The sequence below is a fragment of the Streptomyces sp. NPDC059201 genome (assembly GCF_042754585.1).
Classification (GTDB): Bacteria; Actinomycetota; Actinomycetes; order Streptomycetales; family Streptomycetaceae; genus Streptomyces.
This window is the reverse complement of sequence record NZ_JBHZBB010000013.1, coordinates 205,715-226,603: the sequence shown is the minus strand read 5'-3', so window position 1 is coordinate 226,603 and position 20,889 is coordinate 205,715. Positions and strand designations below refer to the sequence as shown.

Sequence of the window (20,889 nt, the reverse complement as noted above, 5' to 3'; positions counted from 1 at the left end):
TCCGGGAGGTCCGGTGGGTGTTTTCGTGGTGGCGGGGTGCGACACGCGGCTACTCCGTGCGGCGGCGCTTGGCCGCGTACCAGGCCGCGCCGCCGATCAGCACGACGAGAGCGCCGGTCGCGACGGCCGGCACGAAGGACCCGGGGTCGTGTGGGGCATCGGCGGCGGGAGCCGCGTCGACGACCTGGGGAGCCCCGGAGTCCGTCATCGTTGGGGCGGGGCCGGTGGACGTGGGCGGGGGTGTGGGTGTGGCCGTGGTGGCGCTCACGGACGGGGCCGGAGGCGGCGTGGTGGTGGTCGGGCGGGTCGCCGGAGGGGCTGTGGGTGGGGGCGTGGGGCGAGCCGTCCGGGTGGGCGGCCGGGTCGACGGCCGTGCGGAGGGGCGGTCGGGCGCGGGCTGGGCGGGCGGCGTCGTGCGGGGAGCGGGATCGCTCGGCGGTACGGGCTGGTCGGGGTCGGGGCCGGTGTCCGTGCCCGGAGGCAGCGGCGCGGCGGTCCGCGTGTCCTGCGGTGCGGGGGAGTGGGTGCCGGTGGGGCGGGTGTTGTGGGCGCGGAGCTGGTCGGGGGTGACGGTCGGGCGGCCCTGGGTGCCCTCGATGTCGGTGCCGCCGAAGATCCACAGGTCGACGCTGCCGGGCTTCGGCTTGTAGAGCATGGCGCCGAGCTGGCTGTACTCCCAGTCGTTCTCGCCCGGGTCGGCGTGCCAGTACGACCAGTACGCGGAGGCCGGGGGAGTGAGGACGCAGTCCTCCTGGGAGGGGGTGGGGTACTGCTTCCCGCCCTGATGACCGCTGTAGCCGATGCGGCAGATGAAGGCCGGTCCGTCGTGGCCCGTGCCGGTGGTGCGCCACCCGCCCTGGTTGAGCAGCTCGTACCCGGTGGTGGGCGTCGTGCCGCACGAACGGTAGATCGGGCCGCCCCAGTGCCGGAAGTCGACGGCCAGGACGACGCCGGAGCTGGTGGTGCACCGGCCCATGGGCTGCGGGGCGGCCTCGGCCGGGGTGGTGGTGGCACCGGCCGCCACCACCACCCCGAGGGCCGCCGCGACCCGCCCGAAGGCGGCCGCGGTACGGGAGCGGCTCATCGCGCTTCCCCGGTGTCGGTGCGGTGGCGTCGGGCCGCACGGGTGAGGGTGAGGCCCCCGAGCGCGAGCAGCGCCGCCGCGGCGACGAGCCCGAGGGTCCGTACGCCGGTGGCCGCGAGGTTTCCGCCGCCGCCCTGGGGGGAGTTGCCGCCGGTGGTGCCGGTGGTGCCGGTCGAGTCGCCTGACGTGCTTGTGCCGCCCGAGCCGCCTGTGACGTCCACGATGCCGCCCGAGCTGCCGGCGTTTCCGCCCGAACCGCCCGGACCACTTGCGCCGCCCGGGCCGCCCGTACTGCCGGTTCCGCCGTCCTCGCCCGGCGTGATGATCACCGGGGCGGTCGCGGACGTGGACGGGGAGGCGGTCGGGGACGCGGTCGCCGTGTCGGTCGGCGTGGGCTGCGGGGTCGTGTCGGTGGGGGTGGGCTGCGGAGTCGTATCGGTGGGCGTCGGCCTCGGGGTCGTACCGCTGAGATCGCGGGCGAGGACGGCGAAGGACACGCCGTCCGTGCCGCCGAGCGCCTGGGTGGAGGCCCGCACGTCGGAGCCCTGGTCGTCGCCCTTGCTCGTGCGGAAGCCGCCGTCGGCGTTCTGCTGCGAGAGCAGGAACGCGCGCGCCTTCGCTATCTGCGCCTGGTACTTGGGGGCGTCCAGGGCGAGGCCCTGGACGGCGAGGGCGGTGGAGTTCACCGAGTTGCCGGAGGCGCCGGGGAAGCCGCCGTCCGCGTACTGCCGGCCGGCCAGCCACGCGAGGGCCTTGTCGACGGCCGCCTGGGACTCGGCGTCCGGCAGCAGGTCGACGGCCATGGCGGCCATCGCCGTGGAGTCGACCTCGTCGCCGCTCCGGACGACGAGCATGCTGCCCCAGGCGCCCGAGGCACGCTGGAGGCTCTTCAGGTACGAGGCCGGGCCCGACGCCGCTGCGGTCTCGCCCGCGCGGAGCTGGGCGATGACGCCGAGGGACTGGTCGAAGACGGAACTGGCGTTGGTGTAGGCGCCCTTGTCCGCGCAGGGACGGCCGGAGTCCGGCGTCTTCGCGGCGCAGGTCTCCTCGGCGAGGGCGCCGATCAGGTCCTGGCCGGCGAAGTCGCGGGCGTCGCGGCCGACGGCCTGCGCGGCCAGCGCGGTCTTTCCGATGGCCCCGCCGACCGGGTGCGAGGTGCCCACGCCGGTGTACCGCGTGAGGTCGCGCCCGACGGCGTCCTTCCCCCGGCCGTCGAGGAAGTCGACGACACCGCGCAGGGCCGGGTCGTCGGTGCCGGTGGCGGCGAGCGCGTAGACGAGATCGATCGTCAGGCCGAAGTCCGCCCGGCCGGTGGGATCGGAGGCGTAGTACTGGCCCTGGAGGAGCCGGCCGCGGTCCGTCAGGTACGCGGTGGCCTTGGCCAGGTCGGGGGAGGGTCCGGCCGGCATCACCGGGCCCGTGGGCGTCGGCTTCGGAGTCGTCGGCGTCGGTGTGGGCGTACTCGGAGTCGGCGTGGTCGGCGTGGGCGTCGGGAACGTCGGAGGCGTCGTGTCCCCGGCCGTCAGCCGCAGCAGATCGGTCCTGGCACCGGCGATGACGGCCGGGCTCGTGGAGACGATCCGGGCGGTGGGGTCCTCCTCCTCGAAGGAGAAGCCGCCCTCGGGCAGTTGCTGCCCGGCCAGCCAGGAGACGGCGGCGTCGGCGCGCTCCGTGTCACCGAGGGCCCGCAGCGCCTGAGCCGCGAGGCCCGTGGCGTACGGGCTGCTGACCATGTTGTAGTACACGGCCGGCAGACCGCCGGTCGCCATGTCCGACTGGGCCTTGCGCAGGTAGGCCCGCGCGTCGGTGACGGCCTGGGGATGGCCGCCCGCGCGCAGCAGCGCCATCACGGCGAGGCCGGTGGCCCCGGCCTCGCTCTCGCAGGACTCACCGGGTCGGATGAGCATGCTGGTGAAGCCGCCGTCCTCGCACTGGAAGTCGGTCAGGCGCCGAACGGCCTCCGCCGGAGGCTTCACCCCGGCGCCGGTGAGCGCGATCACGGCGAGGGCCTGGCCCTCCGCCTTGCCCGCCGCGCGGCCCGAGACGGGGAAGTCGCCCGGGGCGGAGCAGTGGGGTGCCGTCTCGCTGGGGCCGGTGGTGCAGACGTTGGTGACGAGGTTGTCGAGGAGGTCGTGGCCGCCGAAGGCGCGCGGGTCGCCGCCCGTGGCCTGGGCGACGAGGGCGAGCCGGGCGGCCGCCGTGGAGTTGGGCGGCTGGTCCGCGCCGTCGGGGTAGGCGAACGCGTCGGTGTGCTCAGGCCGTCCGAGCACACCGACGGCCTTCGCGGCCGCCGCGCTCTCGGTGTCGACGGCCGCCAGGGCCAGCACGGTCTCCGCGGTGGCCTGGTAGCTGAGGTACTCGTCGATCTCGTCGACGACCCGCTCGCCGTCCTTCAGCCGACCGGTGAGCCAGCCGGTGGCGGCGGCCAGGTCGCTCTCGGCGCCCGGCACTTGGGGCACCGGGGGCGCGGAGGGGTCGGGCGCGGGACCGGTGGCGCCCGCTCGGATGTCGTCGGGGGAGAACCGGGGGCCGCCGGTCGAGCCGCCGATGTCGGTCGCGCCGAACACCCAGGCGTCCACGTCACCGGGCTTCAACTGGCGTGCCATGGCGCCGTAGTTGCTGTACTTCCACTTCTTCTGGCCGGGGGACGCCGTCCAGTACGACCAGTAGGCCGTGGCCGGCGGGGTGATGTCGCAGGCTTCGGTGGCCGGCGTCGGGAACCGCGTACCGCCGGCGAAGCCGCCGTGGCCGATCCGGCAGAGGAACGCGGGGCCGTCGTGCACGGTGCCCGCCGTGGTGAACCCGCCGGACCACAGCAGTTCGTAGCCGGTGGTGGGGGTGGTGTCGCAGCCCCGCTCGACCTTGCCGCCGAAGGGTCCGAAGTCGACGGCGACGACGGCTCCCGTCGTGGCCGTGCACCGCTCGATCGGGTCGGCCTGCGCGATCCGGTCGGCCGGTGCGATCGGGTCCGCCTGCGCGACCGGGGCCGAGGTGAGGAAGGTCACCCCTGTGCCGGTGGCGAGGAGTGCGGCCGTCGCGAGCGCGACGAAGCGGCCACCCGCTCCTGTCCCCGTCGTCGCGCCGGTCCCCGCCTCCGCTCTCGTCTGCGTCACCTGTCCGCTGTGCACGGCCCTCTCGTCTCTGCCGTGAGGAGGCGGGCGCGCGGCGGTACGCCCCCGCCGGCGGAGCCGAAGGGAGGCAGGGACGGCCACGCCGCAGTCCACGACGGCGTTGGTGCTCGATGGTTCACTTCCCGGGCCACAGGTGTTCCGGCTCGCCCGGGCGGTGCCGGGCCTACGGTTGCGGGTCAGCTCCGGCATCGGACCGGATTCCCCTGGGGCTGAGTGCGTATCAGCGGGAATGGAACATGGAACCGGTGCGGACGTCAAGGCCGCTCCGCACGCCGTGGACCCGTACGGGCTCCCGCGTCGCCGGCCGTGCTGGCGTGCCCGGCCGGGCTGGGGTAGCGTCCCCGAACGCCAGAGGGGGGAACCCGGTGCGAATCCGGGGCTGACGCGCAGCGGTGTGGGACGGCATGGCCGTCCCGAGCCCGAATGCCCCGACGGCACGGAACCAACGGAGTGCCGTACCACGCGATTTCGGACGGCGGCCCCCGGCCCCGCCGTCCCGTCGCGCCCCGGCGCGCGGAGTCCGCGAGCGAGGCCGGAGCGGTCGGCGTCCGCCGACCTCAGGAGCAGTTCATGCCCCGTACCCGATCCGCCCGGCGTCTCGCGCTCGCCGCACCGGCCGTCCTCGGCGCCCTCGCCCTCATGGCGCCGTCCGCGCAGGCCACTTCGACCCCGGCGCAGATCGCCACGTCGAAGACGAACGGCGTGACGTATCTCAAGTCCCTCCAGGCGGCCGACGGTTCGTACGCGGGGTCGGGTCTGTCGAACGAGTGGGCGTTCAGCGCCTTCGCCGCCGCGGGTACGGCGGTCGTCGACGTCGCCCCCGGCGGCGATACGACGAAGAACGCCCGCACCGTCTACCGCAACCTCCTCTCCACCTCCGGCTGGCCCTCCGCCTCCCCGGTCGTCACGGACTACGAGCGCGGCACGCTCAACGCGTACGCGGCGGGCATCGACCCGGCGCGCGTCTCGGCCTCCCGCAACCTCATCGCCGAGATCTACCGCTACTGGCAGACCGCCGAACCCGGCTACTTCGGCCCGTCCTCCAACTTCAACGGCACCGTCTTCGCCGCCCTCGCCCTCGGCGGGGCGAAGACCCAGACCGGCGGCGCGCGCGTCCCGCAGGCCCTGACGAACGCGCTCGTCGGCAAGCTCCGCGCCAACCAGCACAACGACGGCGGCTGGACCTTCCAGAAGGTCGAGGGCAACCCCACCGGCCTCGCCTCCGCGAGCGACATCGACATGACGGGCGCCGCCCTCGCCGCCCTCTGCGTCTCGGGCGTGCCGAACACCGATGCCGACGTCGTGGAGGCCAAGACCTTCCTCAAGGGCAAGCTGGTCGACATCACGGGCGCGTTCAACTCCCTCTACGGCGTCAACACCAGCTCCAACGGCTGGGGCGTCGCCGGTCTGAACGCCTGCGGCATCGACCCGCAGTCCGCCGACTTCACCACGCCCAGCGGCAAGACGCCGGTCGACTTCCTCATCGCCAACCAGTACAAGCCCGCCGGCGGCTTCAAGTACAAGCCCACGGACACCAGCCCCTCGGCCTACTCGTCGATCGACGCCCTGCGCGCCGTCGCCGGCGGCGGCTTCACCTCCGCCCCGCCCGTCCCGGTCACCCCCGGCGCGCCCCAGTGGGTCGCCCAGTCCGCCTTCACCTCCGGCACCGCCACCAAACTGGCCCTCACGGTCGACGACGGCGCCGGCAACCTCAAGGTCTGCTCGGTCGCCCTCACCCCCACGGGCACGACGACCACCCTGGGCGCAGTCCTCGACGCCGCCCTCACCGCAAGCACCCCCTCCGCCTGCGTCACCGGCCTCACCCCGTCCTCCGGAACGGGCACCATCACCACCCTCAACGCCAAGGCCAACAGCGGACCGAACACCTGGAAGGCAAGCGTCGACGGCTCCACCTTCACCTCGGCCACCCGCGAGAAGCCCATCGCCATCGGCGACACGATCGCCCTGCGCTGGGGCGCGTAGCGTCCTGGGCGGCATCAACAGGCGGGCTCAGGCGGTCAGTTGCTCAGGCGGCCTGTTGCGGTACGGCCGCACTGCCGGACGGTGGCGCTGCCCAGGCGGGCCGCGCCGCCTTCCGCGAAGAGTTGGATGCCGTCAGCGGGGCGCGGTGGAAGTCCACTGCGCCCGAGCGCGTCCGGTCGACGTACAGCTCCTGGGTCTTCCTGTCGTAGCCGATGACGGTCTCCTCGCCTTCGCCGGTGCGCACCTTGAATCCGAAGCGCTCGGCGTCGGCGAGGGCGAACGTGGCGCAACCGCTTCCTCGGAACCGTCGGGCGCCGCGCGCGGCCGGGCTGCCGGTGGTGTTCCTCGACTGCGTGGTCAGCTCCAACCGTACGGGCGTCCACGAGGGCGTCGCGCACCTCGTCGCCCGAGGCCACCGCCGGATCGGTTTCGTCGGAGACCTGCCCGCCAAGCGCTACACCCAGCGCGAGCGGCTCGCCGGCTACAAGTCGGCGCTCGCCGAAGCCGGCCTGCCCTACGACCGCACCCTGGTGACCGGCGCCCGCAACCAGGCCGGGGCCGCCGCCGAGACTACCCCCCTCCTGAACCTCCCGAACCGCACCCGCGCCCGAACCGTCATGGTCCCCACCCACCTGGTCGTCCGAGGCTCTAGCGAACTCCCACCCCACCCGGCGAAGCGGACACCGGCCGGAGGCTGACCGGCGAAGCCCCTGCTCAGAAGGGGTTACGGGGACCGGCCCCGGTCACTCGCTCGCCGAAGCCCCGGGGGCCGCGCCGTCCGCCTTCGGTTTCGGTTTCCGGCCCGGGCGGCGGTGGCGTGCGGCGGCGGCGCGGATCTCCTCGGTGGCCGCGCGGTAGGCGGGGGCGGCGCGGGTGAAGTAGTCGAAGAGGAGGGCGCGCTGTTCGGGCGTGTAGTGGTCGAGGACCTCGGCGACGCGGCGGCGGGCGGGTGCGACGACGTCCTCGATGTCGGGGAAGGTCTCGGCCGACGCTTCGACCATGACCCGCCTCCGGTCCGCCGGGTCCGTGGCGCGGCGTACGTAGCCGGCCTTCTCCAGGCGGTCGATCAGCCGGGTCGTGGCTCCGGTGGTCAGCCCGGTCCGGCCGGCGAGGTCGCCGGAGGTGACGCGACCGGCGAGCGTGATCAGGCTGAGCGCGTACCACTCGGTGGGCTGTAGCCCCGCCGCCTCCGCCCCGGCCATCGCGTGCAGCCCCACGGCGTCCAGGTACTCGCGGAAGATCACGTGCGGATCGGTGGGCGGCGTCTCGTTTGCCATCGTCCCGGGTTCCTCTTACGGTTATATCTGCATGCATGCAGATAATGCACTGAAGCAGGTTCTGCTTCAGCTTAGCGAACGGAAGGACGGGCGGCATGACCGCACAGAACCAGAAGGCCGAGATCAGCGCGGTGATGGACCGCCTCGACGACGCGTGGGCCCGCCACGACGCCGACGCCTACGGCGCGCTGTTCACCGAGGACGCCACGTACGTCACCTTCGTCGGCACGTACTACAGCGGCCGCGCCGACATCGTGGAGAGCCATCGCGCGCTCTTCTCGAAGTTCCTCAAGAACACCCGGCTCGCCGGCGAGATCACCGACATCCGCTTCTACGGCCCGGACGCCGCGGTGGTCACGGGTCGCGGCGACACCTACAAGGGCGGAACGTGGCCGAAGGCGTCGAAGCTGTCCAAGGTGCAGACCACTACCCTCGTCCGCGAGGCCGACGGACAGTGGCGCATCGCCGCGTTCCAGAACACCCAGCGCAAGCCGCTCATGGAAGCCGTCTCGTTCAGGACCGCGCCGGGCCTGATCCCCGCCGCCCGGAAGTAGGCGGGCCGTCCGCCAGGAAGTCGGCGATCCGCCGGTTCGTCGCGGCGGTCAGGGCGGTGGGCATGGCGAAGTGGGTGAGTTCGGCGAGTGTCTCGATCCGCGCGTCCGGTACGGCTGCGCGGGCGCGGGCCGCGACCTTGGCGGCGTCGTGCGCGCCACTGCGCCCGGCGAGAAGGACCAGGAGCGGACCGCTCAGCGCCGTAGGGTCGGGCCGGCGGCCGACGACCGGCTTCCGGCTCGCGAAGTCGGAGGCGGCCAAGGCGTACAGCTCCTTCCAGCCCAGGTCGGTGTCGGTCCCGGCGGTCTCGTGGTCCAGGTAGGCGCGTGCGCGGGCCCGCGTCGGGCGGAGCAGGACCGGCAGCGAACGCAGCAGAAACCCGGGACGGAAGCCGGCGAAGCACTGCGTCGGGTCGAGCAGAACGAGCCGATCGACCCGCCGCGTGGCGTGCAGGGCGTAGGTCAGGGCGATCCAGGCGCCGTACGAGTGCCCCACCAGATGCGCGCGGGACACGCCGAGGCTGCCGAGCAGCACATCCAGCCAGGCCATCAGATCGGCGGTCGTCCGCAGCGGCCGCCCGCCGGGCACGCTACGCCCGGCGTCGCCCACGATGTCGACGGCCAGCACCCTCCGGTGCGCGCCGAGAGCCGGGGCGTTGGAGAACCAGACGGCCCCGGTGGAACCACCGCCATGGAGAAGGACGACGGGCGTGGCGCCGGAGGGCCCGTAGGCATGGACCCGGGTGGTCCCGTACGGGGTGGGCACGTCGATCTCGTCGGCACCACGGGGCCAGCGGGCGAGCAGAGCGTCGTAAGCGGCGAAGAACTCTTCGGAAGAGGACACGGTGAACCCCCAGTGGAATCGTCTCGTTGACCGAGTATCTCGCTCGGCGAGATACTTGCCCAGTGAGCGACGACACCATCCCCGCGATGCGCCTGATCCACCTCCTGCGCGCCGTCACGGTGGAACTCGACCTGAGAGGCGCGGAGTTCGCCTCCCGCAACGGCCTGCACCCCACCGACGTGCGAGCCCTCATCCACCTCCTCGACGCCCACCGAGCGGCCACCGACGTCACCCCAGGGCGCCTGGGCGCAGCCCTACGCCTCAACTCGGCCGGCACCACGGCCTTGCTCGACCGCCTGGAACGCCTGGGCCTGATCCATCGAGCCCGCGACGAACACGACCGCAGGCGCGTCGTTCTGACGGTCCAGCAGAAAGCGCTAGAACTGGGCCAGTCCTTCTTCGGCCCGCTCATCACCCACCTGGTTGAGGCGTCCGAGGACTTCACCCCAGCTGAACTAACCGTGGTAAAGCGCTACTTGACGGCAGCCCTACAAGCAGCCACTCCCGGCGATGAATCGGAGACGACGTCGTATGAGGTCACGAAGCGTGTGTCACCTTCTTGAAGACTTCGAACACGGCCAGGTAGTTCTTGCCGCTGTAGCCCTCGGCGATCGCCTGCTCGGTGAGGGTTGAGTCCAGCCGCGAGGGCCTGAACCAGTTGAGTGCGAGATCGGCGAACGTGACCGCCGAGACGTTCGCCGACCCGACCAGCGCGGTGGCGTGCAGAAAGCCGTTCATGGTCGCGTACATCATGTCGAGCAGTGCCGCGTTGTACAGCACCGCCAGCCTGGGGTCGGAGCCGAGGTACCGGGGGGCGCCCATGGACGCCAGCGTCACCCGATGCTTGTCGAAGACATCCTGTGAACCGCTGTAGAGGAAGACGGAGTCAGGCTGCCCGACGAGCGGCGGCGGCAGCGTGATCGCGCCGTCCAAATAGGCGGCGCCTCGCTCGGTTGCCCAACTGACCGCTGCGTGCGCCTCGTTCGGGGTACCGGAGTTGAGGTTCACCAGTGCGCGGCCCTTCAAGGCGTCACCAGCGGAGTCGAGGACCGCGTACATGGTCTCGTAGTCCTTCAGGTACGTGATCGTGACAGGGCTCGCGGACACCGCCTCGGCGACGGTGCCCGCGCGGTGGACGCCCTTGGTGACGAGGCTGCGTATGGGGGAGTTCTCTCGGCGGACCGGGGTCAGCCAACGCCTGCTGCGCTCTTACGAGGAGCAGGGGCTGCTCAAGCCCTCGCGGCGGCCCAGCGGATATCGCGAGTTCGCGGAAGAGGACATCGCCACAGTGCGGGGCATCCGCATGCTGCTCGGCGCCGGTCTCAACACCGCCACGATCGCCGAACTAATGCCGCCCTGCATGGTCGACGACGGGCAGACCCTGGCGCCGGCCTGTTCTGGCATGTTGCCCGACCTGAACCGGGAACGTGAACGCATCGACGAGGCCGTGGCCGGCCTGCTGGCCGCACGGGACACGCTGGACGCCGTCATCGCCGCCACGGCGCCGACCGGAGGCGACGATCCGGAAGCCTGCTACGCGGCCGGTGCCGCAAAGACGCCCGGCGACGCCACTGCGGAACCGCTCGGCATCGGGTCTGACCAGCACCGGATCAGGCGACGCTGACCCTGTTCACGACGGCGCGAAGGCGCCTTCCTCGTGGAGCAGAGCGCGTAGGCCCTCGTGGCCGATGTCGTCGACCACCCCCTCGGCGACCAGGAAGTCCGCCGGCTTGGTCGGACTCCAGGCCGAGAACGGGACCAGGACCCGGATGGCGCGTCACTCCACAACGGGGCGAACGTCGCCTGATGCGGCACTAGAGTCCGGCCATGGTGAATCAGAGCCCTGAGGCATGGGAGGCATTGCTCGACTCCGCGAGCGAGGAGGTGGCGACCATCGCGCGGCGGGCGCGTGAAGTGGTACGGAAGGCGGTGCCCGACGCGGTGGAGGAAGTCGACACCTCCGCCCGACTCCTGGCGTTCACGTTCGCGCCCGGAACGTACAAGGGCATCGTCACCGGCCTCATCCTCCACTCCCAGCACGTGAACCTCCAGTTCGGCGAGGGAGTGGAACTGGCGGCACACGACCCCGACGGACTTCTCACCGGCACGGGGAAGAAGGCCCGGCACGTCAAACTCCGCGACCCCCAAGCCCCGGAGGACCCACGCGTGGTGCGACTGGTACGGGCGGCCGCCACCCGCCGGCGAGACCAGCTGACGACCGGAACCGAGGACTGAGAGCCCCTCTGACGGGTCACGGCCAACCGTCTGCATGCTGACACCCATGGCGTTGGACGTGAAGGGCGCCCGGGTGAGGAGATACACCACGTCTCCGGCAAGACGCGGACGAGAGCGGGGACAGCTCGGGCGCACCTGGCGAAGAGTCGCTCCGGGCGACAGCCGTCATGCTCGCCGCCGAGGCGGAACCCGGAGGATTCGGAGAGGGTTCTCGGCTGTCCCGCCCGCCAGGGCGGGCTGTCCGTGCGGCGTGCGGGCGGCCCGCGCCTCGTGGAGGCGCGGGCCGCACACGGTGGCCGCCGACCCACGGCAAGGGGGGGAACCGCGGATCGTCCGGCGTGAGCGTGTCCCTTCGCTCGACACCCGCCTGCCCCGCCTTCCGGGATCCATGCCACCCGGTCCGGTTTCGCCCGGGGCGGGCCGGGCGGCTAGCCTGCCGCGCGGGGGCGTCGGCGGCTCGTCCCCGGCGCCCGGAGACCGCGACGCCGAAAGGAGCGCCCCGTGACCACCACGGCCCGCGCGAGCATCCAGCACGAGGACGACCGGACCCGAGTGACCCGCTGGGACTTCGAACCCGGTCAGTCCACCGGCCGCCACGTCCACGCGTACGACTACGTCGTCGTCCCCGTCACCGACGGGCGGACCCGGGTGGTCGGCGCCGACGGCACGGTCAGCGTCTCCGAGCTCCGGGCGGGCGAGTCCTACGCCCGCCCGGCGGGCGGCGAACACGAGGTCGTCAACGCGGGCACCGCTCCGCTCGCCTTCGTGGAGATCGAGCTGAAGTAACCGCGGAGGCGTACTCCGGACGACGTCCCCGGACAGGGGACCGCCCCGCGACGGGAGGGGGCCCGTGCGGGGCGGTCGCCAGGCCGACGGCGCGTGGCGTGGGGGGTGGGGGGTGGCCGCGGACCGGCGGCCGGTCAGAGGCGGCCCGCGCCTCCCGGGAAGGGCCAGGACATGTGGTAGTACTGGGCGATCTCCTCACGGTACTGGCGGTCCGCGAGGTGCTTGTCGGAGACGAACTCGGGCGAGTCCTTCACCTGTTCCTTCGACAGGGCGAGATGGAGGGTCTGTTCCTCCAGGTCGACGCGGGTCACGGCCCGCGCCGGGATGAGCACCTCCTTGCCGAAGATCCATACGCCCGTGTCGACGACGAGGTAGGAGTCGTCCACCTCGTCGGAGTGCTTGTCCACCTTGCCGATGTGCCCGTCGCACGCCTCGACGCGCCATCCGGTGAGGTCGGTACCCGCCAGGTGGCCGGAGTCCGTGCTGTAGGACCACAGATGTTCGGTCATCGCTGTCACTCCTCTGTCGCGTGTCGCGTTGTTCGTACAGGGCGTGGCACCCGCCGTGGGGGACGCCTCAGAGCAGGCCACGACGGTCGTCGTCGGTGGCCGTGGGCGCCACCGGCGGGACCACCAGCCGGCGGCGGCGCAGAACGCTGGTGTACACGGCGGTCCCGAGCAGGCCGACGCCCATCAGGATCAGGCCGACCAGATCGAGGTCGACCGCTTCGAGCTCCCAGTCGGACGCGAACGTGAGGATGGCGCCGACGGCGATCATGATGATGAACAGTCCCAGACCCATGGTTGTTCGCTCCTCCCTGTGGGTTGGACAGTGTCCGCGTACCCGGCACTCCTGAGACCATTCCGCATTCCTCGGAGACGCAGCCGACTCCCGGCCCGTCGGCAGAGGGCCGGCCTCCCCGCGAACGACCGCCCGGAGTCCCTTGCCTGACGACTGGTCGGAGCACGGAGGGTGTGAGACGGCGGCCTCGGGCAACACGGAGTGTCAGGACACGGAAGGCGCGGGCACCCCCGCGGCAACCGTCCCGTGCGGCAACCGTCCCCTGCGGCAACCGTCCCGCCCGTTCGACATCGGAGGAGAATCCCATGACCGCACTGCTGGCCCGCATCAAGCGACTCGCCCGCAGCCCTCAGGGCCGCGGCGCGGCGGCGTCCCTTCGTCGGGCCGCCGCCGACCCGGGCAGGCGCGCCCAGGCGCGCCGCCTGCTGGGCAGGCTGCGCCACCGCTGACACCGCTGACACCTGCTCGCCCGGCCCGAAGACCGGACAGCCGACGCCACAGCCGACGCCACAGCCGACGCCCCGCGCGAGAGACCGCGCGGGGCGTCGGCGTGTGCGTGCGGACTCGGGGTCGGACATGCCGCCGGCCCGGCGGTGCGGGCCGCGAGGCCGATCGCACCGCCGGGCACGGGAGAGGGGGGCGTCCGGTACGTCAGGTGGACAACAGGCGCTGGAACAGCGCGCGGTACTGGCAGAGGGCGAGGCGCAGGCTCTCGGTGTCGGCCTCCAGCCCCTGGCTCCACTGGCCCTCCAGGGTCTGCCGGTGCCGGGCGAAGGTGTCCGTCAGGGAATTCATCACGTCACCGACGAGGGCGTCGGCGGCATGGACCGCCTGGCGGGGGTCGTCGACGAACCTGCCCTGGACCTCGTGCCAGCGGCGCATGAACTCCCCTTCCTCCGCCGGGCCGAGCAGGTCGGGGATCCCCTCCGCCTCCATCCCGGCGCCACTGTCCGGACGGCCCTGGGGCCGCTCCTGCGGGGCAGGCGCGGCGTGTCGCCCGTGACCGCCGTGGGTGGTGGACGCCGGGTCCGGAGGCGCGGAGGGCATGGGCGGAGGGCCGGCGGAAGGTGTCCGCTGGGCCGGGACCTGTGGGGACGCGGGGGGCGGGGTGCTTCCGGGACCGGCGGGCCAGGGCTGATCGAGCCGATGCCCGTCGGGTCGTGCCTGGTCCGGCCGCGGCCCGCCCGGCTCGGGCCGGGCGTAAGGGTTTCCGCCCGGCTGGGGTCGTTCATGCCGCGGCCCGCCCTGCTGAGGTCGTTCACGCCACGGCCCGCCCTGCGAAGGCCGATCGGGCTGCGGCTTCTCCTGCTCAGGCCGATCGGGCCGAGGCTTCTCCTGCTCAGGCCGGCCGTGCTGCGGCGGGGTCGGTGCGACCGTCGGACTGCCCGGGGCCGCCGAACGGGTCGTGGGGCCCGACGGCGTGGGCGGTACGGAGGACGGGGCCTGAGGCGCGGCCTGCCGACGCCTGTCCGCCTCCTCCGTTCCGGGCTGCCTGGGCGGGGTCGGCGCGACCGTCGGACTGCCCGGGGCCGCCGAACGGGTCGTGCGGCCCGAAGGCGTGGGCGGGACGGAGGACGCGGCCTGTCGACGCCTGTCCGCCTCCCCCGTTGGGCTGGGCGGGGTCGGCGCGACCGTCGGGCTGTGGTCCGGCGCCGGCTTCCCGTCGCCACCGGTCGGTGCGAGCCCGGGGCGGCGAGAGCCGGTTCGGTCCTGTCCGGTCCGCGGCTCGGGGCGGTTCTCCGACCGGTCGGGGTACTCGCCCGTCGGGTCCGCGTAGTGTCGTCGACCCGGTGCCCGGGTCGTGCGCTCGGGCGTCTCGTGGTGTCGCATCTCTCCTGCCTTCCGCGTCAGGACCGGCGGGTGCCGGTCGGCTCGCCGTCGGCGAGCAGGTCGTCGAAGAGGGTGCGGTAGCGCATCATCGCGCCCCTCAACTGTTCGGTCGTGGCGGCGTTGTGGGTGCTCATCGCGTGGACCTCCAGGGCCGCGCGGTAGTCCTCCAGGGTGCGGCCGTGTCGCACGGACAGGTCGCGCAGCCGCTGTTCGTAGCCCTCGTCGGGGTAACCCCGGTCGCGCATCAGGGCCGCCACGAGTTCGTCGGCGTCGTGGACGGCGCCCTCGGGCCGGTCCACGAACTCCTCCTGGACGCGCATCCACCGTCGCGCGTACTGCTCCCGTGCCTCACCAGGCACCGGCTTGATCTCCAGGTCGGCGAAGCGGCGTTCGCGGGCGTCCAGTTCCTGTTCCGCGGCCCGTCTGCTGCCGGTCGCCTCGACGGCCCGTTCGTACTCGGGCCCGAAGCGGTCGCGCAGTCGCGCCCGCCGTCGGCGGTCCACCGCCACGCCGGCGGCGAACCCGCCCACGACGACGACCGCGACGACGACCAGGACGATTCCGGTCGACATCGGCTCTCACCCTTTCGCGTTCTCCGTCCGAGTCGCGCTCTTCCGTCCCGGCCCCCTCAAGGGCCCGGAACTCATGGAGGTCCGCGTGCCCCCCACTCCGGAACGCAAACCGGGCATCAGGGACGGGCGCCGGGTCGGCAGGGGAAAGACAGGTGTGGGGGTGGGGGTGAAGCGCGGGTGGGCGACCGCCCGCCTCGCCCTGGACGGCGCGACGGCCCCCGCGCCCGTACCGGTACATGACGGGAGGCGCACCGGGGCCGGCCGGTGACCGGCGGCGAAGGGCGGCCTGGTGCCTGCGGTCACCGGTCAGCCGGTCAGCCGCTCAGCCGGCAGCCGGTCAGCCGGTCGGCCGGTCACCGGTCAGCCGGTCAGCCGCTCAGCCGGCAGCCGGTCAGCCGGTCAGCCGGTCAGGCGGTCAGTCGGTCAGCCGGTCAGTCGGTCAGCCGGTCAGTCGGTCAGCCGGGCGAGCGCGGCCAGCACCGGTGCCACGCCGTCCTCCCTGGCGAGGTCCTCGGCCAGCGCGCGGGCGCGCGTGGTGTGGGAGCCGTCCTGCGTCGCCCGGCGCAGGGCCTCGGCCAGGGCGCCCGCGGTCAGCCGGCGCAGCGGCACCGCACCGGGCGAGGTGCCCAGGGCGGTCAGCCGGGACGCCCAGAACGCCGCGTCGAACTGGACCGGCACCGGGACGGAGGGCACGCCGGCCCGCAGGACGGCGCCGGTGGTGCCCGCTCCCGCGTGGTGGACGACGGCGGCGGTCCTGGGGAACAGCAGGGAGTGCGGCACCTCGCCGACGGTCAGGAGGTCGTCGCCCCGGGCGGCCAGGCCCGCCCAGCCGCTCTGCACGATCCCGCGCACCCTCGCCGCCCGCAGGGCGGTGACGATGTCGCGGCTCAGCCGCTCGGGGTCGGGGACGGTGGCGCTGCCCAGGCCGACGAAGACCGGCGGGGGCCCGGCGGCGAGGAAGTCCTCCAGCTCTCCGGGAAGGCGGGCGCCGGGTGTCTCGTGGGGCCACCAGTACCCCGACACCTCAAGGCCCGCGGGCCAGTCCCGGGGGCGGGGGACGACGCGTTCGCTGTAGCCGTGGAGCACCGGCCGAGGCCGACGCCGGGACCGGCTCGGCGCCACGAGCCCGTGCCGCCGGGGCAGGGAGCGTACGGCGTCGGAGAACATCAGCTCCACCGACATCATGACGGCCCGTCCGCTCAGCCTGTTCCCCACGGCGCCCAGGGGCCGGGTTCCGAGGACGGGGGCGGGGAACTCGGCGGTCGGGTGGAGCGGTTGGAGGTGCAGTCCCAGGGCGGGTACCGACAGGGCGTCCGCGAGGGCGTACCCGAGCGGGCCCAGTGCCCCGCCGACGAGCAGGACCTCGCCCTCGCGCGCCGCCGCCACGAGCGTCCCGGTCATCTCGTCGACCGCTCGGTGGGCCATCGACGCCAGCCGTACGAGCTTGCCGGCGCCGGTCCTCGCGTTGTGGAGCCGCGACCCGCGCGCGGAGTGCAGCTCGGCGCGGGGGTCCACCGGAAGCGCGCGGAACCGCACCCCGGACCCCGCTACCAGCGGCTCGAACACGCCGTGCGTGGCCAGGGTCACCTCGTGCCCGGCCCGTACGAGACCGGCACCCAGACCCGTGTACGGCGCGACGTCGCCGCGCGACCCCGCCGTCATCATCACGATGCGCACGCCGCCAGTCTGCCCCGCCCGGGACGCGACCACGCGCGGGACCTGCCCTTCAGGACCGTTCGAGGATCGCCATCAGGGCGCGGGCGGCGGGGCTGGTGGCCTGCGGGGGCGGCAGCAGCGCGACCGTCTCGTAGACGGTGTCGGGCACGCCCTTCACGGGCAGGGCGCGCAGGGTCTCGCGCTTCTGCCGGAAGTGGCGGGGGACGGCCGCCACGCCCAGGTTCTCGTCGACCAGGTCGAGCAGGCTGTGGACGTCGTTGACCTCCAGCGCCACCTTGCGCCGGACGCCGGCGGCGGCGAAGGCGGCGTCGGTGGCCCGGCGGGGTCCCCAGTCGGGGTGGAAGTCGACGAAGACCTCCGCGGCGAGGTCGGCGGGCGCGAGGGGCGCCCCGGCCGTCGCGAGCGGGTGCCCGGGGTGGCACAGCAGGGTCATCGGCTCGGTGGCGAGCGGTACGGCGCGCAGCTGGTCGGAGTCGGCGCACGTGCGGTAGGCGAAGGCCAGGTCGAGACGCCCGCCGGAGACCTCCTCGGCCAGGTCGAGGGAGGCGGACTGGCGCAGCCGGATCTCCACGTCCGGGTGCCGCCGGTGGAACGCGGCCAGAAGTCCCGCCGCGTACACGCCGGCGACGCACTGCTCGGTGCCCAGCGTCAGGGTGCCGCGCAGCACGCCCTGCACGGCGGCCACCGCCTCCCGCGCGGTCCGCACCTGGGTCAGGATCCGCTCGGCCTCCCCCAGCAGCGCCCGTCCGGCCTCCGTCAGGGTCACCTGGCGGGTGGTCCGTACGAACAGGGGGGCGCGCAGCTCGCGCTCCAGCGCCCGGACGGACGCGGACAGGCCGGACTGGGAGACCATCAGGCGTTCGGCGGCCCGGGTGAAGTGCCGTTCCTCGGCGACGGCGACGAAGTGCTGGAGGTGGCGCAGTTCCATGATTGAGAAGCGTATCCACTGAATCCCATCGGATTCTCCTGTTGGACCGATGGCGACGGGTGGGTGCAGATTGGTTCGGGTCCGGCCCCTCGGGCGGCCGGCACCCCTCGACCTCATGGAGCCGTGTTGTACGCCGCACACCCCGACCGTTACGCCCACATGCCCTACCGCCGCGCCGGGAACAGCGGCCTCAAGCTGCCCGCGCTGTCGCTGGGCCTCTGGCACAACTTCGGCCCCGACCGTACGGCGGAGGGTCAGCGGGCCATCCTGCGCCGCGCCTTCGACCTCGGGATCACCCACTTCGACCTGGCGAACAACTACGGCCCGCCGCCCGGCGCCGCCGAGTCCGCCCTCGGCGCGGTCCTCGCGACGGACTTCGCGCCGCACCGCGACGAGCTGGTCGTCTCCACCAAGGCCGGGTACCTGATGTGGCCGGGCCCGTACGGCGAGTGGGGATCGCGCAAGTACCTCCTGTCGTCGCTGGACCAGAGCCTGACGCGCCTCGGCCTGGAGTACGTGGACGTCTTCTACTCGCACCGCTTCGACCCGGAGACTCCCCTGGAGGAGACGATGGGCGCCCTGCACTCGGCGGTCCAGCAGGGCAAGGCGCTCTACGTCGGCGTCTCCAACTACTCGGCCGAGCAGACCCGCGAGGCCGCCCGCATCCTGGGTGAGCTGGGCACCCCGCTCCTCATCCACCAGCCGCGCTACTCGATGCTCGACCGGCGCCCGGAGTCCGAGGGACTGCTGGACGCGCTCGACGACCTGCGGGTCGGCTCCATCGCCTACTCCCCGCTGGAGCAGGGTCTGCTCACCGGGCGCTACCTGGACGGCATCCCCGAGGACTCCCGGGCCGCGAGCGACAGCCCCTTCCTGCGGCGGGACGCCGTCACCGAGGACCTGGTGGACCGGCTGCGCGCCCTGAACGCCCTCGCCGAGGACCGCGGCCAGACCCTGGCGCAGCTCGCCCTGGCGTGGGTGCTGCGCGGGGGGCGGGTGACCTCGGCCCTGATCGGCGCGAGCAGCACCCGCCAGCTCGACGACAACGTGGCCGCCCTCGCGAACCTCGACTTCGACGCCGAGGAGCTGGCCCGCGTCGACGCCCTGGTCGGCCCATGAGCGGGCGGGGCCGATGCCCCGCCCCTCGGTCCGCCCGTCAGAACGCGAACACGCCGTTGCCCCTCAGCGTGACGGACATGGCGCAGGTGTTGGAGAACGTGTGCCGCCAGCTGACGCGCTTGCCCTGCCACACGCCGTCCACGGAGACGGTGATCGGGTCGTAGTGCAGAGGACAGAGGCGGTCCGGCGAGGGGGCGGCCAGCAGGCGGTCGAGGGAGCCGGAGGTGGCGGCGAGCGCCGCGCAGGCGGCCTGGGGGTCGGGGTGGGTGCCCTGAGCCGTCGGTGCGCAGCTGAGGGTGGACGCCCGGACCACCGTGGCCGCCCGCTCGTCGCCCTGGGCGACGGTCAGCACGAGGGCCGAGGGGGCGTACAGGCTGTCCGGCGCGGCCTCCGCCACGCCGGCGGTGCCGGCGAGGACGAGGAGGGCGGAGGCGGATAAGGCGGCGATGCGGTGACGCACGACAGGATGCTCCTTCGAAGAAGAGGTATCTCGCAGAGAATCTCCACGAGTTAGAGGTTCAACGTCGCGGATCCTGCCGTAAACGAAGGTCGATCACACCTCGATGGCCTACTTAAGGACAAGTCCGCCGACGCACGGCTACCGACCGAACGTTCTGCCTGTTCGACATGGTGACGGTTCCTCGCGGGCGCCCCGGCGCAGGCCCGCCGCCCGGGGGCGCGAGCCCGGAATCCCGGGCCCGCGCTCCCGCTCCGGGCGTCCGGTGTTTACCTTCCGTGCATCGAAGATGACCGATTGCCATCACTTTTGAACCCGCTCTGCGAGGGTGACGGTGATCACGAGGGCTCTTGAGCGCGTGCTGCGTAGGCTGGCTGCCTGAACCCGCGACTCGTCGTAGGGTGTGGAAACAGCCCTTGACCTGCAAAAACGCAGGCAGGGAGCCTATCTCCTGGAGTGCCTCCATGATGCGTACGATGTTTAAGTCCAAGATCCACCGGGCCACCGTCACCCAGGCTGACCTGCACTACGTCGGCTCTGTGACCGTCGATGCCGATCTGCTGGATGCCGCCGATCTGTTGCCGGGTGAGCTCGTGCATATCGTCGACATCACCAACGGGGCTCGCCTGGAGACGTACGTCATCGAGGGGGAGCGGGGGTCCGGGGTCATCGGGATCAACGGTGCCGCCGCTCATCTGGTTCACCCCGGGGACCTGGTCATTCTCATCAGTTACGGCCAGATGGACGATGCCGAGGCGCGTGCGTACGTGCCGCGTGTGGTGCATGTCGACGGTGAGAACCGCATCGTAGAGCTGGGTGCCGATGCCTCGGCGCCCGTGCCGGGGAGTGACACGGTGCGGCCGCCGCACGCGGTGCCGGCGGTCTTCTGAGGTTCTGAGGTGAGGAGTGGGCGGTATGGCGGAGCAGCGGGCGGTCGAGCCGGTCATGCGGGACGTGCGGGAGGCGGGGCGGCTTGAGGCGTACGTCGGTGACGCGTTCGCCGGGGTGATCGTCTACTTCGCGCTGGACGAGGAGCCGCACGCGCTCGTCGCCGTCCACACGGTCGTCGACGCCGACCACGAGGGGCGGGGGATCGCGGGCGCGCTCGTCCGCGAGTTCTACGCCATCGCCGCCCGCGAGGGCGTCCCCGTCGTGCCGCTCTGCCCGTACGCCGCCAAGTGGGCCGAGCGGCATCCGGAGGAGGCTCCACCGGCGCCCGCCGAGGTGGTGCGTGCGGCGAAGCGGCAGCTGGCCGCCACTCCCGGGCTGTGGTGAGCGGGTCACCGCGCGTGCGGCTCCGAGGGGCGCGCGCGGTGCCACTCTGGTAGGGAGGGGAGACCGAGGGGGGCCGTCGACCGGGAGGTCCGTCATGACCCATCCGTATCCCGACCCAGTGCCGCCCTCGCCCATCCCGCCGCCGGTGCCCACGCGGCCGCCGGTGCCGCCGCCGAACCCGGTGCCCGTGCCGCCCGATCCCGCCCCGCCCGGGCCTCCGCAGCCCGGCGGGCCCGTACCGGCCCCCGAACCGCAGCCGCAGCCCGGCCCCGCCGGATCCGGCGGCGGAACGGCGTAGGCGCCAACGGCCCGGTGACGTACGGGAGTCCACCTCCGTGG

Annotated in this window: 23 protein-coding genes, 2 pseudogenes and 2 riboswitches; of the genes and pseudogenes, 11 read left to right on the top strand and 14 right to left on the bottom strand. The window is 73.1% G+C overall.

Annotated features, from left to right (window positions below):
• Positions 1 to 49: 49 nt before the first annotated feature.
• Positions 50 to 1,084, bottom strand: a complete 1,035-nt coding sequence (locus ACFXMG_RS33585; RefSeq protein WP_383828628.1) for a hypothetical protein — start codon at positions 1,082 to 1,084, stop codon at positions 50 to 52.
• Complete coding sequence (locus ACFXMG_RS33580; RefSeq protein ID WP_383828630.1) at positions 1,081 to 4,197, bottom strand: prenyltransferase/squalene oxidase repeat-containing protein; 3,117 nt, start codon at positions 4,195 to 4,197, stop codon at positions 1,081 to 1,083. Before ACFXMG_RS33580 ends, ACFXMG_RS33585 begins: the two co-directional genes overlap by 4 nt.
• Before the next feature lie 149 nt (positions 4,198 to 4,346).
• A riboswitch (cobalamin riboswitch) is annotated at positions 4,347 to 4,420 on the bottom strand.
• A gap of 150 nt (positions 4,421 to 4,570) precedes the next feature.
• Positions 4,571 to 4,644, top strand: a riboswitch (cobalamin riboswitch).
• 141 nt (positions 4,645 to 4,785) lie between these two features.
• Between ACFXMG_RS33580 and ACFXMG_RS33575 the strand changes: the two genes are divergently transcribed.
• Complete coding sequence (locus ACFXMG_RS33575) at positions 4,786 to 6,198, top strand: hypothetical protein (protein ID WP_383828632.1); 1,413 nt, start codon at positions 4,786 to 4,788, stop codon at positions 6,196 to 6,198.
• Between the two features lie 43 nt (positions 6,199 to 6,241).
• Here the strand turns inward: ACFXMG_RS33575 and ACFXMG_RS33570 are convergent, their stop codons facing one another.
• Positions 6,242 to 6,565, bottom strand: coding sequence for a GH32 C-terminal domain-containing protein (locus tag ACFXMG_RS33570; protein WP_383828634.1), 324 nt, complete (start codon positions 6,563 to 6,565; stop codon positions 6,242 to 6,244).
• Between ACFXMG_RS33570 and ACFXMG_RS33565 the strand changes: the two are divergent.
• Positions 6,507 to 6,896: pseudogene (locus ACFXMG_RS33565) on the top strand (substrate-binding domain-containing protein); the annotation flags it as partial. The gene ACFXMG_RS33570 and the pseudogene ACFXMG_RS33565 overlap by 59 nt on opposite strands.
• Positions 6,897 to 6,941: 45 nt before the next feature.
• On the opposite strand, the gene ACFXMG_RS33560 reads toward ACFXMG_RS33565, so the two are convergent.
• Positions 6,942 to 7,475, bottom strand: a complete 534-nt coding sequence (locus ACFXMG_RS33560; protein ID WP_383828636.1) for a MarR family winged helix-turn-helix transcriptional regulator — start codon at positions 7,473 to 7,475, stop codon at positions 6,942 to 6,944.
• Between the two features lie 95 nt (positions 7,476 to 7,570).
• On the opposite strand from ACFXMG_RS33560, the gene ACFXMG_RS33555 reads away from it, so the two are divergent.
• Positions 7,571 to 8,029 carry an SgcJ/EcaC family oxidoreductase gene (locus ACFXMG_RS33555; RefSeq protein WP_383828638.1) on the top strand — a complete coding sequence of 153 codons (459 nt, stop codon included), beginning with the start codon at positions 7,571 to 7,573 and terminating at the stop codon, positions 8,027 to 8,029.
• On the opposite strand, the gene ACFXMG_RS33550 is transcribed toward ACFXMG_RS33555, so the two are convergent.
• Entirely contained in the window at positions 7,989 to 8,870 is an 882-nt protein-coding gene (locus tag ACFXMG_RS33550; protein ID WP_383828640.1) for an alpha/beta fold hydrolase, read from the bottom strand. The genes ACFXMG_RS33555 and ACFXMG_RS33550 overlap by 41 nt on opposite strands.
• Positions 8,871 to 8,956: 86 nt before the next feature.
• Here ACFXMG_RS33550 and ACFXMG_RS33545 point away from each other — a divergent pair, with 86 nt between their 5' ends.
• Positions 8,957 to 9,433, top strand: a complete 477-nt coding sequence (locus tag ACFXMG_RS33545; RefSeq protein ID WP_383828645.1) for a MarR family winged helix-turn-helix transcriptional regulator — start codon at positions 8,957 to 8,959, stop codon at positions 9,431 to 9,433.
• On the opposite strand, the gene ACFXMG_RS33540 is transcribed toward ACFXMG_RS33545, so the two are convergent.
• Positions 9,408 to 10,031, bottom strand: a complete 624-nt coding sequence (locus ACFXMG_RS33540) for a hypothetical protein (RefSeq protein WP_384119998.1) — start codon at positions 10,029 to 10,031, stop codon at positions 9,408 to 9,410. The two genes, ACFXMG_RS33545 and ACFXMG_RS33540, sit on opposite strands and share 26 nt — an antisense overlap.
• Here ACFXMG_RS33540 and ACFXMG_RS33535 point away from each other — a divergent pair.
• On the top strand, positions 10,024 to 10,494 hold the full coding sequence (locus ACFXMG_RS33535; RefSeq protein WP_383828649.1) for a MerR family transcriptional regulator: 471 nt from the start codon (positions 10,024 to 10,026) through the stop codon (positions 10,492 to 10,494). The genes ACFXMG_RS33540 and ACFXMG_RS33535 overlap by 8 nt on opposite strands.
• Before the next feature lie 24 nt (positions 10,495 to 10,518).
• On the opposite strand, the pseudogene ACFXMG_RS33530 reads toward ACFXMG_RS33535, so the two are convergent.
• A pseudogene (locus ACFXMG_RS33530) lies at positions 10,519 to 10,629 on the bottom strand (IS630 family transposase); the annotation flags it as partial.
• A 68-nt stretch (positions 10,630 to 10,697) separates the two neighbouring features.
• On the opposite strand from ACFXMG_RS33530, the gene ACFXMG_RS33525 reads away from it, so the two are divergent.
• Together ACFXMG_RS33525 and ACFXMG_RS33520 are read left to right on the top strand one after the other, a co-directional pair.
• Entirely contained in the window at positions 10,698 to 11,105 is a 408-nt protein-coding gene (locus tag ACFXMG_RS33525; protein WP_383828642.1) for a hypothetical protein, read from the top strand.
• A 501-nt stretch (positions 11,106 to 11,606) separates the two neighbouring features.
• Positions 11,607 to 11,891 (top strand): cupin domain-containing protein, encoded by a 285-nt coding sequence (locus tag ACFXMG_RS33520; RefSeq protein WP_383831060.1) that lies wholly within the window; start codon positions 11,607 to 11,609, stop codon positions 11,889 to 11,891.
• A gap of 134 nt (positions 11,892 to 12,025) precedes the next feature.
• Here the strand turns inward: ACFXMG_RS33520 and ACFXMG_RS33515 are convergent, their stop codons facing one another.
• Positions 12,026 to 12,400 (bottom strand): PRC-barrel domain-containing protein, encoded by a 375-nt coding sequence (locus tag ACFXMG_RS33515; RefSeq protein WP_383831057.1) that lies wholly within the window; start codon positions 12,398 to 12,400, stop codon positions 12,026 to 12,028.
• 67 nt (positions 12,401 to 12,467) lie between these two features.
• Positions 12,468 to 12,692: a DUF6458 family protein gene (locus tag ACFXMG_RS33510; protein ID WP_383831054.1), complete on the bottom strand. Its 225-nt coding sequence runs from the start codon at positions 12,690 to 12,692 to the stop codon at positions 12,468 to 12,470.
• A 305-nt stretch (positions 12,693 to 12,997) separates the two neighbouring features.
• On the opposite strand from ACFXMG_RS33510, the gene ACFXMG_RS33505 reads away from it, so the two are divergent.
• Positions 12,998 to 13,141, top strand: a complete 144-nt coding sequence (locus ACFXMG_RS33505; RefSeq protein WP_383831051.1) for a hypothetical protein — start codon at positions 12,998 to 13,000, stop codon at positions 13,139 to 13,141.
• A gap of 202 nt (positions 13,142 to 13,343) precedes the next feature.
• On the opposite strand, the gene ACFXMG_RS33500 is transcribed toward ACFXMG_RS33505, so the two are convergent.
• From ACFXMG_RS33500 to ACFXMG_RS33485, 4 genes are all read right to left on the bottom strand, one after another.
• A complete protein-coding gene (locus ACFXMG_RS33500) occupies positions 13,344 to 13,739 on the bottom strand; it encodes a hypothetical protein (RefSeq protein WP_383818480.1) in 396 nt (131 codons plus the stop codon).
• 800 nt (positions 13,740 to 14,539) lie between these two features.
• Complete coding sequence (locus ACFXMG_RS33495; protein WP_383818478.1) at positions 14,540 to 15,094, bottom strand: hypothetical protein; 555 nt, start codon at positions 15,092 to 15,094, stop codon at positions 14,540 to 14,542.
• Between the two features lie 447 nt (positions 15,095 to 15,541).
• On the bottom strand, positions 15,542 to 16,771 hold the full coding sequence (locus ACFXMG_RS33490) for a glycosyltransferase (RefSeq protein WP_383818477.1): 1,230 nt from the start codon (positions 16,769 to 16,771) through the stop codon (positions 15,542 to 15,544).
• A 49-nt stretch (positions 16,772 to 16,820) separates the two neighbouring features.
• The gene (locus tag ACFXMG_RS33485) at positions 16,821 to 17,699 is read right to left on the bottom strand and encodes a LysR family transcriptional regulator (RefSeq protein ID WP_383818475.1); all 879 of its coding nucleotides are present in this window, start codon (positions 17,697 to 17,699) and stop codon (positions 16,821 to 16,823) included.
• A gap of 126 nt (positions 17,700 to 17,825) precedes the next feature.
• Here ACFXMG_RS33485 and mgrA point away from each other — a divergent pair, with 126 nt between their 5' ends.
• Entirely contained in the window at positions 17,826 to 18,818 is a 993-nt protein-coding gene (gene mgrA, locus ACFXMG_RS33480) for an L-glyceraldehyde 3-phosphate reductase (protein ID WP_383818490.1), read from the top strand.
• Between the two features lie 37 nt (positions 18,819 to 18,855).
• On the opposite strand, the gene ACFXMG_RS33475 is transcribed toward mgrA, so the two are convergent.
• Positions 18,856 to 19,278 (bottom strand): subtilase-type protease inhibitor, encoded by a 423-nt coding sequence (locus ACFXMG_RS33475; RefSeq protein ID WP_383818473.1) that lies wholly within the window; start codon positions 19,276 to 19,278, stop codon positions 18,856 to 18,858.
• A gap of 461 nt (positions 19,279 to 19,739) precedes the next feature.
• Here ACFXMG_RS33475 and panD point away from each other — a divergent pair, with 461 nt between their 5' ends.
• Both panD and ACFXMG_RS33465 read left to right on the top strand, forming a co-directional pair.
• Positions 19,740 to 20,165 (top strand): aspartate 1-decarboxylase, encoded by a 426-nt coding sequence (gene panD / locus ACFXMG_RS33470; RefSeq protein ID WP_383818471.1) that lies wholly within the window; start codon positions 19,740 to 19,742, stop codon positions 20,163 to 20,165.
• A 25-nt stretch (positions 20,166 to 20,190) separates the two neighbouring features.
• On the top strand, positions 20,191 to 20,550 hold the full coding sequence (locus ACFXMG_RS33465; RefSeq protein WP_383818470.1) for a GNAT family N-acetyltransferase: 360 nt from the start codon (positions 20,191 to 20,193) through the stop codon (positions 20,548 to 20,550).
• Positions 20,551 to 20,889: the final 339 nt, after the last annotated feature.

What these genes read in the sequence shown, in the direction of transcription:
- ACFXMG_RS33585 (WP_383828628.1), bottom strand. Translation starts at nt 1,084, where the DNA reads ATGAGCCGCTCCCGTACCGCGGCCGCCTTCGGGCGGGTCGCGGCGGCC.
- ACFXMG_RS33575 (WP_383828632.1), top strand. Translation starts at nt 4,786, where the DNA reads ATGCCCCGTACCCGATCCGCCCGGCGTCTCGCGCTCGCCGCACCGGCC.
- ACFXMG_RS33560 (WP_383828636.1), bottom strand. Translation starts at nt 7,475, where the DNA reads ATGGCAAACGAGACGCCGCCCACCGATCCGCACGTGATCTTCCGCGAG.
- ACFXMG_RS33555 (WP_383828638.1), top strand. Translation starts at nt 7,571, where the DNA reads ATGACCGCACAGAACCAGAAGGCCGAGATCAGCGCGGTGATGGACCGC.
- ACFXMG_RS33545 (WP_383828645.1), top strand. Translation starts at nt 8,957, where the DNA reads ATGCGCCTGATCCACCTCCTGCGCGCCGTCACGGTGGAACTCGACCTG.
- ACFXMG_RS33525 (WP_383828642.1), top strand. Translation starts at nt 10,698, where the DNA reads ATGGTGAATCAGAGCCCTGAGGCATGGGAGGCATTGCTCGACTCCGCG.
- ACFXMG_RS33515 (WP_383831057.1), bottom strand. Translation starts at nt 12,400, where the DNA reads ATGACCGAACATCTGTGGTCCTACAGCACGGACTCCGGCCACCTGGCG.
- ACFXMG_RS33510 (WP_383831054.1), bottom strand. Translation starts at nt 12,692, where the DNA reads ATGGGTCTGGGACTGTTCATCATCATGATCGCCGTCGGCGCCATCCTC.
- ACFXMG_RS33505 (WP_383831051.1), top strand. Translation starts at nt 12,998, where the DNA reads ATGACCGCACTGCTGGCCCGCATCAAGCGACTCGCCCGCAGCCCTCAG.
- ACFXMG_RS33500 (WP_383818480.1), bottom strand. Translation starts at nt 13,739, where the DNA reads ATGCCCTCCGCGCCTCCGGACCCGGCGTCCACCACCCACGGCGGTCAC.
- ACFXMG_RS33495 (WP_383818478.1), bottom strand. Translation starts at nt 15,094, where the DNA reads ATGTCGACCGGAATCGTCCTGGTCGTCGTCGCGGTCGTCGTCGTGGGC.
- ACFXMG_RS33485 (WP_383818475.1), bottom strand. Translation starts at nt 17,699, where the DNA reads ATGGAACTGCGCCACCTCCAGCACTTCGTCGCCGTCGCCGAGGAACGG.
- panD (WP_383818471.1), top strand. Translation starts at nt 19,740, where the DNA reads ATGATGCGTACGATGTTTAAGTCCAAGATCCACCGGGCCACCGTCACC.
- ACFXMG_RS33465 (WP_383818470.1), top strand. Translation starts at nt 20,191, where the DNA reads ATGGCGGAGCAGCGGGCGGTCGAGCCGGTCATGCGGGACGTGCGGGAG.